Genomic DNA, 12,578 nt, shown 5'->3' on the forward strand with positions numbered 1-12,578 from the left:
GAAAACTATACCTCCGCCAAATATTTGTGTACAAAGCTGATCGCCATTGATCCTTCACCCACGGCTGATGCTACCCGGTTCATTGCACCTGCACGTACATCGCCGGCAGCAAAAATACCGCTGCAACTGGTTTCCAGCAAAAACGGATCCCGTTTCATTTTCCATATTTTAGGGAACTGGTCATAGCGCCTCAATTCGCGACCGGTTTCAATAAAGCCTTTTTCATCTTTTAAAATGTCAAGCTTTATCCAATCGGTATAAGGTTTGGCCCCAATAAAAACATAAAGGGCCGCTGCTTCCCTGGTTTCAGATTCCTTTGTTTTAACGTTGATAAGCGTAAGCTTCTCCAGGCTGTTAGCGCCGCATGCTTCCAATATTTCGGTATCTGCTAAAACAGCAATGTTTTCAATGTTTTCTATCTGCGTAATTAAATAAGCTGACATGGTGTACGATAAACTATCCCTGCGGATAATGATATACACGTTTTTAGCATATTTTGACAGGTATACCGCCGATTGCCCCGCAGAATTACCTCCGCCAATAATATAAACATCCTTATCCTTGCAGGCAGATGCTTCCGTTATGGCTGCGCCATAGTAAACACCGGCTCCGGTGAAATTTTCAACGCCTTTAACGTCAAGCTTGCGGTAGTCTACCCCGGTGGTAATTACTACCGTACGACTTATAATTTCGGGCCCGTCATCAAGTATAATTGTTTTATAGCCATCTTTTTGGGTGATGTCGCTTACTTCCTGTGGCGATAAAAATTCGGCACCAAGGCGTTTTGCCTGACTAATGGCCCGCCTCGTCAAATCTGCCCCGCTTAATCCTGACGGAAAGCCAAGGTAATTCTCAATCCTTGAGCTCGATCCTGCTTGTCCGCCTGGTGCCCTGCGTTCAATCAGTAAGGTTTTCAAACCTTCAGATGCACCGTAAACAGCCGCGGCCAGTCCGGCCGGGCCGGCGCCTATAATTACCACATCATAAATTTCTTTAATTACCTGTGTGTTTTTACGCGCCTTTTCGGCTATGGCTCTTATGGTTGGTTTGCACAAATAGGTGCCATCTTCAAAAATAACCATAGGTAACTGCTCAATACCTACATTATTTAATTCAAGCACATCCTTTGCATCCGGATTTTTTTCAACATCCAGCCAACGGTAAGGTACTAGGTTGCTTGCCAAATAGTCCTTAACGGTATGTGATTGCGGCGAAAACTGGTAACCAACAACCTTTATACCTTTAAAAATCGGCTCGTAATTACTTTGCCAGTCGTCCAGTAAATCATTTAAAATGGGATATAATTTCTCTTCAGGCGGATCCCATGGCTTCATCAGGTAATAATCAAGCTTTACATCGTTTATGGCTTTTATGGCTGCTTCGGTATCTGAGTAAGCAGTTAAAAGCACCCGTTTTGCATCGGGGAATATTTTTATGGCTTTTTCTAAAAATGCTACACCTTCCATTTCCGGCATTCGCTGGTCGCAAACAAACATGGCAACAACATCCGAGCTGTTTTTCAGATCCGTTAAACTCTCCAGCGCTTCCAGTGCAGATGTTGTGCTTAAAATTTTGTATTCCTTACCGTACATCGTTCTCAGATCGCGGCTTATGGCACGTAACACCTGTGTATCATCATCTATCGAAAAAATTATAGGTCGCTCCATTGGGTATTAGTGTGTCTTTATTTAATTTATCAATATTCAGGAGGTTTAATTTACCTCCATTATCCATCAATCGGGAAGCAAACAATAAATTCTGTTTTGCCAGGTACCGATCTTACTTTTATTGAGCCATTGTGCTGCTGAACAATCCTCAGTACCACCTCAAGGCCCATTCCTGTTCCTTTTCCCATCTCTTTGGTGGTAAAAAATGGATCAAATATCCTTGTTTTTATTTCTTCGGGAATGCCCGGTCCGTTATCAATGATAAACACCTGCACAAACTCGCGCTCCCTTTCTGTTTTTATGATTAAAGTGCCTTTGCCGTTTGGTTCCATAGCGTCTAGCGCATTGTCAATCAGGTTGGTCCACACCTGGTTAAGCTCACCTATCATGGCTTTTACCGGTGGCAGGGTTTCATCGTAATCTTCAACAATGGTGATATTATCTTTCTTAACCTTATAGCCCAGCATAGTAAGCGTATTTCGTATCCCAACATGGATATCAGCATATTGTTTATCCGAACCGCGGTCCATATGTGTGAAAATTTTCACCGAGCTTACGAGGTCTGCTATCCTGCGTGATGATTCCTGAATATCCTCTACCATCCGTTCCTTTATCAGTAAATTACTGATCCAGCTAAAAACCGGTGAGCAATAATTTGATGGGATATGGTTACAAAAACTCTCCAGGTTCTCTACCGTGAAATTAAAATCAACAAACGTTTCGGCAATGTCATAGCTGTTTTCCACCTCATGTTCATCAAGCCAGTCAGTAAGCTCTTCTTCGCGTTTGGTTTTTTCTTTCAGTGTTAGATGCGGTCTTTCCTTTATAGCAAGTAAATCCGCCAATTCTTTATTGAGCCCATCAGCCTGTTCGGCAGTCATTTTTATGGCGATTACTTTTTTGAGCGATTGCGGTTCCAAACGTAAATGCTCTATCAGCGCTACCGAATCTCGTACAATAGCTGATGCCGGGTTATTCAGCTCATGCGCCAATCCGGCCGAGAGCTTACCTAGCGCCATCATCTTTTCATTTTGCTGTTGCAGCGCGGTAAATTCACGTACCCTGTTGTTCATTACATGTACCAGGGCCTGTGTTAGCTCAAAATGATCATTAATCATTTCCCTGATACGTTCTGTTGGGAAAGACAGGTAGTGCAGTTCGCCAATAGCCTGGCTGCTGGCTGTTGCCACCATGCCGCGCGAATAAGGCAGATAACCTGTTACATCGCCCGGGCCAAAAGTAGCAAAATCACGTCTGCTGCCATTTTGTACAAGGTAAAGCAATAGCCGGCCGCTTAAAATAAAATGTGGTCCGGTAAGCTTATCTCCCGGCTTGGTAAAAGCTTCGCCGTTTTGAAGCGTGTTTTCTGTGCAGTTGGCTACCAGCCATTCCAGCTGATCGTCAGGCACATTTTTTAACGCTTCGAATGTTTTAAGTATAGAAGATGTTTCCGTTTGCATGCATTTAAAAGTAAGTATTATTCTTTAATTTTATTACATAACCTTGATTTTTGACAACTGCTGGACATTAAATAAAAATATCAACCTTTATATTTGACTGATGGAAATACAAAATAGAAATGATGGCAAACGTGGCGCTTTTTTTATAGAGGAAGAAGGCAAAGAGATAGCCCTGATGCATTATACCTTTGCAGGTCCCACAAAAATGATCATCGATCATACCGAAGTAAACCCTGCTTATGAAGGTAAGGGCCTGGGGCGCAAGCTGGTAAAAGCCGGGGTTGATTATGCCCGTGAGCAACATATTAAAATTTTACCGCTTTGTCCTTTTGCCAAAAAGATATTCGATATTACACCTGATTATGCCGACGTACTTTTTTAGTCTATCAGCGTTAGCGTTAATATACATTTAAAAAATATCCATATGAAATACATACTGGAACATCCTGTAACCGCCGTTATAGGCACCGAAAAATATAAATGTACCGTTGAGTGGCGGCATGGGAAGTTTATTGTGGATGAACCTGAAGCTAAAGGAGGAAATGACCTTGGCCCTGATCCATACACGCTATTGTTATCATCATTAGGCACCTGTACCATTGCAACCCTGCGCATGTACATTGACAGAAAAGGCTGGGATGTACCACAAATTAGTGTTGCTGTAAACATGTACCAGGAAACAAAGGATGAAAAAACAGTAACTGTGATTGACAGGGACGTGAGTTTTTCATCGCCGGTAACGGATGAACAGCGCGAGCGACTGATACAAATTGCCAAAGCTTGCCCAGTTTCAAAAATACTGGAAGGTGAAATACAGATTCGCACATTTGCTTACAGCGATGGCGAAGACAAGGACAAACATACCTATACCAACGGAGAAGTTACCGTAGCCTGGAAGCCAGAGCTTTGTAAGCATGCTGCACGCTGCGCAACCCAGCTATCTACCGTTTTTAATCCGGCTGTAAAACCCTGGGTAAATATGGATGGCGCCACCAGCCAGGAAATTGTTGACCAGGTAAATAAATGCCCTACAGGAGCTTTAAGCATTGAAAAGAAGTAATAAGCAATTTGCTTCAAGAAGATCTCTGCTCCATTCGCGCCTTGTTCATTACCCGGTAAAAAAACAATCCGCCTAAAATATAAAGCAGTACGTCAATCCAATCGGCAGTATAGGTTTTGGAGAGATATGGTAAAAAGCCTTCAAATACTATTGCCACATAAATTACTATAAAGGCTACCTGGCGTTTTGATAATACGTAGTGGTTGCTTTTAATAATAAATACCCGGTTAAACCAAAGGCCCAGGTTGGCAATAACGGGTATGGCAAAGACATCATTAATATACCCATTAATATAGGGCAGTGGGTGGCTTGTTCTACGTAAAACAAGTACTATTGCCCAGGTAAGGCAGCCAATAATAAACCATGGGTTAAGTAACGTTTTCATTTATCCTGGCAATAAACTTAGTAACAACAGTATCAGGGTTATAAAAACAAAAAAAACTATTTGCAGGTAATAAGCCAGCCAGCGTAGGTTATTCAAAAAGGTTTTAAGGGTACGTGTAAATTCACTGTCCTCAGGCTTTATAAAAAAGTAATCATTTTCTTTAATTACTTCCTTCCTGATCTTTTTCTCCACCTCGCGCGAAAATCTTTTCGGCTCCAGAAAACCGTCGCAATACAAACAGCGGTCATCAATATCGCCGTTCCACAAAGTCCATTCCCCGCAATGCGGACACTTTATTTCCCTTATCTGGCTCATTTATTATTACAAATATAATGTTGACGATGGGTTTAATGCAGTGAAATTATGTCGCTTGCAGAGTTTACTCTCCCGGTCTACGCTACGCTGGACCTGCCCTCTCTACAACATTTGTAAAGAGGGTAAAAAAAAATAAAAACTTTCCCAACCCTCTTTGCCTCTCGCGGCAGAGAGGGGCAAAGAGCGAAGCAATGCCGGGGTGAGTTGACTCTCAGTCATGCATTTTCATCCTCCCTAAACACCTTTCCATCTATACATTAACCAATTTTATCGATTAGGTTTAAAAGTAATTATTTATATATTTACTTTTAATTGTGTCAATAAAACACAATGGTTTCTGGCCTCATTTTTAAAACCAATTATAAGATCAGCATTGATCTTGAAACTTTATTCCAATAATATGAAAAGAAAAATACACCTTTCTGCTGTGCTCTGTTTTTCTGGTGCTGCTTTCCTGTTCGTTTTGTCGGCAGGGATGAGTGGTAACAGTGCCATCGATCCATCAAAAAAATGGACGGCTTCCCTGCCCGATAGTGCGGGTATTGTTTTGGTGAAAAATCCAAACGGGCCAACTTTAGGCTATTCCACCACTTCGGGCGTAAAGATTTTAACCGTTGATGGTCTTGCCTTTAAGGATCTCAACAAAAATGGTAAGCTTGACAAGTATGAAGACTGGCGCCTGCCGGTAGACGAACGCGCCAAGGACCTGGCATCAAAACTATCAATCGATCAAATTGCCGGGTTAATGTTGTACAGTATTCACCAGGCTATCCCGGCATTATCTGGCGGTCCGTTTGGGGCAGGAACCTATAACGGCAAAAAGTTTAACGAAGGTGGTATCAATCCTGCCTGGGTTACCGATCAGCAGAAAGACTTTTTAATAAAAGATAATTTAAGGCACGTGCTGGTTACTTCAGTTCAAAGTCCGGAAGTAGCTGCACAGTGGAATAACAACGTGCAGGCCCTGGTGGAAGGTACCGGCTTTGGTATTCCAGCCAACAATAGCTCCGATCCACGCCATAGCACTAATTCGGGTGTGGAATATACTGCGGGTGCGGGTGGTAAAATATCGCAATGGCCTGATCAGTTGGGCTTGGCGGCTACGTTTGATCCTGCTGTGGTACAGCAGTTTGGAAATATTGCCGCAAAAGAATATAGGGCATTGGGCATTGCAACGGCCCTGTCGCCCCAAATTGATTTGGGTTCAGAGCCACGCTGGGCACGCATCAACGGTACTTTTGGTGAGGACCCGCAACTGGATGCCGATATGGCGAGGGCTTATGTTGATGGCTTTCAAACCTCAACCGGCGATGCGGAGATAAAAGATGGCTGGGGCTTCAATAGTGTAAACGCCATGATGAAACATTGGCCGGGTGGCGGCCCCGAAGAAGGCGGCCGCGACGCGCACTTTGCTTATGGCAAGTTTGCCGTTTATCCGGGTAATAATTTTGATGAACACCTGGTATCCTTTGTTGATGGTGCTTTGAAATTATCGGGCCCAACAAAAATGGTTTCGGCAGTAATGCCTTACTACACTATTTCGTACGGAAGGGATAAAATAACCGGCGAAAACGAAGGTAACAGCTATAATAAATATTTAATAACCGATTTGCTCCGCAAAAAATATGGGTTTGATGGTGTTGTTTGTACCGATTGGCTGGTTACGGCTGATGAAGGTAAAACGCCCGATGTTTTTGCCGGGAAATCATGGGGAATGGAAACCAAAACCGTTGCCGAGCGCCATTACAAAGTGCTGATGGCCGGGGTTGATCAGTTTGGTGGTAACAATGTGGCCGGGCCGGTTATTGAGGCTTATAACATGGGTGTTAAAGAGCATGGCGAAGCATTTATGCGTGCAAGGTTTGAGCTATCGGCAGTGAGGTTGCTGCGCAACATATTCAGGGTTGGTCTTTTTGAAAACCCCTACCTGGATGTAGAAAAATCAAAAGCCACTGTGGGTAATCCTGATTTTATGACCGCTGGTTATAATGCGCAGTTAAAGTCAATTGTAATGCTAAAAAATCATGATAATGTGCTGCCGCTGCAAAAGGGTAAAACCATTTATCTGCCTAAAAAATATACTCCGTCAATAAAAGGCTTTTTTGGGCCGCCGTCAAAAGAGCGTTGGGACGATGCTGTGAGTGCGGAATTGATCAGTAAATATTTTACCGTGACTGATGATCCGGCCAAAGCGGACTATGCCATTGTTTTTGTAAGCAGTCCAAGTGGCGGAGCAGGTTATGATGCCGATGATGTGGCTAAAGGAGGTAATGGATACGTACCCATCACTTTGCAATATGGAGCCTATACTGCAACTGACGCCCGTGAACATAGCATAGCTGCCGGCGACCCTGCCGAACCAACCGTAAAGGATCGTACCTACAAAGGCAAGAGCATTACCGCGGGCAATTACAACGACCTGAAAACTATTGAGGAAACTAAAAAAGCCATGAACGGCAAGCCCGTAATTGTAGCTATTACTTTAACCAAACCGGCTATCCTGGCGGAGTTTGAAAAAGATGCTAATGCTATTGTTGCCAGCTTTGGCGTGCAAAACCAGGCCATACTGGATATTTTAACCGGTGCAGCCGAACCATCGGGCTTATTGCCATTCCAGATGCCTGCCAATATGCAAACGGTGGAGCTGCAGGATGAAGATATCCCGCATGACATGATCTGCTATACCGATGCCGACGCGCATACCTATGATTTTGGTTTCGGCTTAAACTGGAAAGGAGTAATACATGATGCCCGCACCGAAAAATATGTAGGGGTAGTTGCTAAACCTGTTATCAGCATAAAAGGAAATACCGCAACCATTACTACCGCTACACCCGGTGCGAAAATTTATTATACCACCAATGGTACTACACCATCCTTTGTGGAAGCCAATGAATATTCAAAACCAATCAGCCTTAAAAAGGGAACAACCATAAAGGCTATTGCAAAAGTTTTTGGGGTTGATAATAGTGGCTTAGTGGAAGCTAGGGTGGAGTAAATGCCTTCCCCGCCCTCTTTATTGCTCACAATAGAGAGGGCAGATCCAGCGAAGCGTAGATCGGGTGAGTCTACTCTGCGGGCGGCGTTAACGTAAATGCATTGGCGGTGTCTACTCATCCCGACGTTGCTTCGCCCGTCGACCTTCTCTCCGCTTCGCGCAAAGAAGGTAATAAAAGCATTTTTCCTCAACAAAAAGCCATCGCACAGTATGCGATGGCTTTTTTATTCACAATATTTAACTTTTCTGTATAGTATAAATTGGCATTTCAACGCGTGTAACAAACCCCAGCGATTTATAAAGGGCAATAGCCCTGGCATTGTCTGTTAGTACGTTAAGATAGGGGATTCCGCCCAATGCTTTTATCCGCTCCACATGGTATAATAAAAGTTTGGCGGCATAGCCATTCCCTAAATAGTCGGGATGGGTACAAACAGCGCTGATTTCAGCATAAGGTTCGGGGTTCATCCGTTGGCCGGCCATGGCGATAAGCTTGTCTCCATCAAAAATTCCTTTATAGTGACCGAATTCTATTGTTCTTTCAGCAAATGGCCCCGGATTGGTTAACTTGGTTAAGGCAAGCATCTGTGGGATATGCTCATCGTTTAAAGGCAAAATAGATACATTTTTATCTACATCCCTTGTCGGCGTTTCACAAACCATCTGAAATATTCTAACCTGGCCAACTGTTTTCCAGGGTTGCGGAATGGTGCGTTCAACTAACGAAGGAAATGCCACATACCCGGCAGGTAGCAGATTATACAACTCTTCAAAATGGCTATCGGTTGGCTCCGCAACACCAACAAAAGGCGATACATCCTTGGAAAAGTATTTTGCCTTTTCGTTTCCGTGTGCAATTGATTTATTTCCGGAGTTTAAGGCGTTCCAAATAGGATTATCGAGCGGGTGATACATGGCGGTATATGGTAAAATTGAAAGCGTGCCTTCCGGTGGCAAAGCTATCAATAATCATAAAAAGAACAACCGGCTACTTATCATTTCAAAGACATGAAATACGATTTCTGGTAAACAAGTTTCTCAAACAGCTTATCTTTTCTATTTTTGAGATATGAGAAAATCTATCGCGATTGATATGGACGGGGTTATTGCCGATACCGAAACCCAATTTATAAACTGGTATGAGCTGGATTACGGCGTAAAAGTATACCCGCATGAAATACTGGGGCGCGAAGAAAACGAAATGTTTCCTGATAAAGAAGCCGCGCGGAAATTTGCTTTTACTCCCGGTTTTTTCCGGACACTGCCGGTAATGCCAGGTGCTGTGGAAGCGGTACAAACACTGATGGAAAACTTTGATGTATATATTGTTTCGGCAGCAATGGAATTTCCGCAGTCATTACCCGAAAAACTGGAATGGTTGCAGGAAAACTTTCCTTTTATAGGCTGGCGCAATATTATTTTTTGTGGCGATAAAAGTGTTATCAATACCGATTTTATGATTGACGACCACATTAAAAACCTCGATTATTTTAAAGGGAAGCCCATTATGTTTCATGCCTTTCATAATGTAAACCATAACCATCACCATAGGGTAAATAACTGGAAAGAGGCAGTAGCGTTTTTGGAAACGCATTTGTAATTAGCCGTTCCTGATGAAAAAAATAAGCGCCCCGTATCTCACCCCGGGGCGCTTTTCAGTTATTGATAAAATCAACAACTAATCAACTAAATCAGGATCCCTACTGAACCCTTTCTCCGATAAACTGTTTAAAGTTTACAAGCTCTTATTAACCATTGTCTTTAGTCAACTGATGGGCCACCACCCGGAGGAGGGCCTCCAAAACCACCACCCGGAGGAGGACCCATACCACCAGGACCAGGGCCCATTTTTGGTGCAGTACCTGCTGTTTTCCTGAAACGATAGGTAAACGTTAACAGGTAATACCTGCCCAAACGGTTGGCATTGGTTTGCGTAGTATAACTGCCGTTTTGTGTATTGGTATAACCGGTATTCTGGTTAAAAACATCCATTGCCGAAAGGCGTAGGGTAGCCATATTACCCTTTAAAAACCTGCGCTCAACGTAGGTGTTAAAAATATTAGGGTTGGTTGCTCCTTTATAACCGTAATAAAGTGTTTTGGTGTAATCATAGCTGTAGGTCCAGTTATTCCAGATATAGTTTTTACCATTTAAGCCTAACACCAAACTTCTGAAATTGTCCTGTATACCTGATTGGCTGATGGAGTTTTGTGAAGAGTTAACGGTGTAAGTACTACTGGCCTCAGCATCAATTATATCGGTAATATCAACCCTGAAACGGATGCCTTGTGATAATACCAGCGTTTTGGCAATATTCTTTTCGGTAGTTTCACGATAGTTAGTTGAGTCAACATTGCTAATGTAACTGATGTTATTGGTGTAAGAGGCATTACCTACAAAAAACAGGTTATACTTCCGTTTTTCCCAAGGCTTGGCAAATACATAAAATGCCGATGCCGAATAATAGCCTGGGGCGTTTAAATAATCGGTAGCAATAGTGCCTGCCAGCTTATTATTAAGCGTATATTTTTTGGGGTAAGTAATGGTATTGGCAACTATTTTATTATCCGTTTGAACAAAAGACATGTTGCTGAAAAATACATTTCCGGACGTAAAATCGAAATTATTGTACCTTACCGAAAAGGTATTGTTATACTCCGGCTTCAGATCAGGGTTACCGGTTACGGGATAAAGTGCGCTTGAAAAATCTGTTACCGGCTGCAATTCCGAATAAGTGGGCTGGTTGCTGGCGCCGCTATAGTTGGCACTGAATGTTTGCGTACGCGAAATGTTATAAACGAAATGCGCATTGGGCGAAAAATTATAGCTGGTTAAATGCGTAGGTGCACTGTCTAATGAACTACCTTCCAGCAAAGCCGATTGGCCCGTAACACCTAAAACATAATTGTATTTCTTTTGAATAAAGCGGTAGTTTAAACCTACCCTGTTAATAATGAAATTATAAGTATAATCATTGCTCAACAACGGGTACATATTTATACTTCCATCGGTAGACAAGGTATCGGTTTCTTTATCTGCAACGGTGTTGGAATGTTTGTAATTATAATTCAGTTCGAGGTAAGAGTGCTTCGCAATCGGTTCGATATATGAAATATAGGTACTTACTGTATCAGTATGGCTGTCCGTTGTAATATATTGGTTTAATGGGGCATTAGGGTTGCCGCTGATATAATTGTAAACCGGGTTTTGATACTGATCAGTCTCCGAACGGCCTGCACCTAAATTTACACTGAAATTGCGTCCATGTCCGTTAAACCTGTGGTTGTACAATACATTCAAACCATAGTTGGGAGATGATGAATGCACCAGCGAATTGTAGCTATAATCTGTTAAGGTTAATGCTGTGTCAGTTCTTGCCAGTATGTTTGAACCGGTTTGAATGGTATGCACACCAGCGTACGAAAACGAAGGACTGATTTTTAAATAATTCACCGTATCGGGCTTATACTCCATATTGAAGGTAAAACGATGGTTTACCTTTCTGTCGGTTTCGTTACTGGTTTGGGTATTGGTAGTAGGATTGGACAGCGAAATATTGTTTTGTATAGTTGTGCTGATAGTGTTTACCGTATTGTCCGAAAAACTGTAGCTACCATAAACGGTAATCTTTTTCCCCCAGCTATCGCGGTAATTTAAACCGATGGATCTTTGCGTAGTAATACCATTATTTGTGGCAGATGAACCCGGTCCGCCACCACCCTGCCGCCCACCGGGGCCGCCAAAGTTGAACAAGCTGGTATTGGTGTTGTTTAAATTAGCCAGTACCGCTATTTGCTGATCACCATTAAAGTTAAACAGATTGCCTTGTGCAATGTAGCGGTCTGCATCCTTAGTGCCTGCAACCTGCGGAATAGCATCTGCGCCATCGCCTGCGCTTACCTGTCCAAAATAACCATGGTTGCGGCTGGGTTTTATATTGATGTTCAGGATAGTTTCGGGGTCACCGCTTTTTATACCGGTAAGGTTGGCCTGGTCGCCATAATCATTTACAAACTGCACATTCTGCACGGCATCGGCAGGCAAGTTCTGTGTAGCAGTTTTTAAATCGCCACCAAAAAAATCCTTACCGTTTACACGTACTTTGGTAACACTCTTACCCTGAAAAGTAATATTGCCGCTGGCATCAACATCTGCTCCGGGCACTTTTCTGATCACATCTTCTATGGGTGCACCATCACGTACCGGGTAAGCCGCAGCGTTAAACTCTATAGTATCTTCCTTTACTTTTATCGGCAATGCATCAGCAATAACAACCGTGTTTAGCATGGTTGTTGATGTTTTTAAAATAATGGGCCGTAAAAAAACAGGCTGATTAGTATTATCTAAAGTAATACGTCTCCTCACCGGATCAAAGCCAATAGATTGTATCACTAAACTGAACTGAGTAGCTTTTACGCCAGGGAAAACAAAAGCTCCTTTGGCATCGGTAACAGTAGTAATGCTGTCAGTTGCTGTTAGTAGTTTTACTGTTGAGCCGGGTAAGGTTAACTTGGTCGAATCGGTTACGGTTCCGTGAACATCCCTGCCGGTTTGCGCGTAAGTCCGTATACTTAGCAGCAGGATAAATGTTAAAAAAAAGTATGCTTGTTTCATTTTTTATTGTTGGATGATACAAATCAATTGCATTATTCATCCATAAAAAAACAGAATAGACGGCAAACCCGATTAAGTA

At 42.8% G+C, this 12,578-nt stretch carries 10 protein-coding genes; 4 read left to right on the top strand and 6 right to left on the bottom strand.

Features of this window, described 5'->3' with window-relative positions; all coding sequences use genetic code 11:
- Positions 1–5: 5 nt before the first annotated feature.
- Together JN11_RS24920 and JN11_RS08555 are read right to left on the bottom strand one after the other, a co-directional pair.
- Complete coding sequence (locus JN11_RS24920; protein WP_144911649.1) at positions 6–1,667, bottom strand: FAD-dependent oxidoreductase; 1,662 nt, start codon at positions 1,665–1,667, stop codon at positions 6–8.
- A 59-nt stretch (positions 1,668–1,726) separates the two neighbouring features.
- Positions 1,727–3,127 carry an ATP-binding protein gene (locus tag JN11_RS08555; RefSeq protein ID WP_144911651.1) on the bottom strand — a complete coding sequence of 467 codons (1,401 nt, stop codon included), beginning with the start codon at positions 3,125–3,127 and terminating at the stop codon, positions 1,727–1,729.
- 100 nt (positions 3,128–3,227) lie between these two features.
- Between JN11_RS08555 and JN11_RS08560 the strand changes: the two genes are divergently transcribed.
- Positions 3,228–3,509 carry a GNAT family N-acetyltransferase gene (locus JN11_RS08560; RefSeq protein ID WP_144911653.1) on the top strand — a complete coding sequence of 94 codons (282 nt, stop codon included), beginning with the start codon at positions 3,228–3,230 and terminating at the stop codon, positions 3,507–3,509.
- A gap of 42 nt (positions 3,510–3,551) precedes the next feature.
- Positions 3,552–4,187 carry a (4Fe-4S)-binding protein gene (locus JN11_RS08565; RefSeq protein ID WP_144911655.1) on the top strand — a complete coding sequence of 212 codons (636 nt, stop codon included), beginning with the start codon at positions 3,552–3,554 and terminating at the stop codon, positions 4,185–4,187.
- Positions 4,188–4,200: 13 nt separating this feature from the next.
- Here JN11_RS08565 and JN11_RS08570 read toward each other — a convergent pair whose 3' ends face one another.
- Both JN11_RS08570 and JN11_RS08575 read right to left on the bottom strand, forming a co-directional pair.
- Positions 4,201–4,572 carry a hypothetical protein gene (locus JN11_RS08570; RefSeq protein WP_144911657.1) on the bottom strand — a complete coding sequence of 124 codons (372 nt, stop codon included), beginning with the start codon at positions 4,570–4,572 and terminating at the stop codon, positions 4,201–4,203.
- Complete coding sequence (locus JN11_RS08575) at positions 4,573–4,887, bottom strand: hypothetical protein (protein ID WP_144911659.1); 315 nt, start codon at positions 4,885–4,887, stop codon at positions 4,573–4,575. It lies immediately after the preceding gene.
- Positions 4,888–5,287: 400 nt separating this feature from the next.
- On the opposite strand from JN11_RS08575, the gene JN11_RS08580 reads away from it, so the two are divergent.
- Positions 5,288–7,885: a glycoside hydrolase family 3 N-terminal domain-containing protein gene (locus JN11_RS08580; RefSeq protein WP_170227719.1), complete on the top strand. Its 2,598-nt coding sequence runs from the start codon at positions 5,288–5,290 to the stop codon at positions 7,883–7,885.
- Between the two features lie 237 nt (positions 7,886–8,122).
- Here JN11_RS08580 and JN11_RS08585 read toward each other — a convergent pair whose 3' ends face one another.
- Positions 8,123–8,800, bottom strand: a complete 678-nt coding sequence (locus JN11_RS08585) for a GNAT family N-acetyltransferase (RefSeq protein WP_144911661.1) — start codon at positions 8,798–8,800, stop codon at positions 8,123–8,125.
- Positions 8,801–8,954: 154 nt separating this feature from the next.
- On the opposite strand from JN11_RS08585, the gene JN11_RS08590 reads away from it, so the two are divergent.
- Positions 8,955–9,485, top strand: coding sequence for a 5' nucleotidase, NT5C type (locus tag JN11_RS08590; RefSeq protein ID WP_144911663.1), 531 nt, complete (start codon positions 8,955–8,957; stop codon positions 9,483–9,485).
- Positions 9,486–9,646: 161 nt separating this feature from the next.
- On the opposite strand, the gene JN11_RS08595 is transcribed toward JN11_RS08590, so the two are convergent.
- Entirely contained in the window at positions 9,647–12,499 is a 2,853-nt protein-coding gene (locus tag JN11_RS08595) for an outer membrane beta-barrel protein (protein ID WP_144911665.1), read from the bottom strand.
- Positions 12,500–12,578 lie beyond the last annotated feature (79 nt).

Origin of the sequence: Mucilaginibacter frigoritolerans (assembly GCF_007830615.1) — a bacterium.
Taxonomy (GTDB): domain Bacteria; phylum Bacteroidota; class Bacteroidia; order Sphingobacteriales; family Sphingobacteriaceae; genus Mucilaginibacter; species Mucilaginibacter frigoritolerans.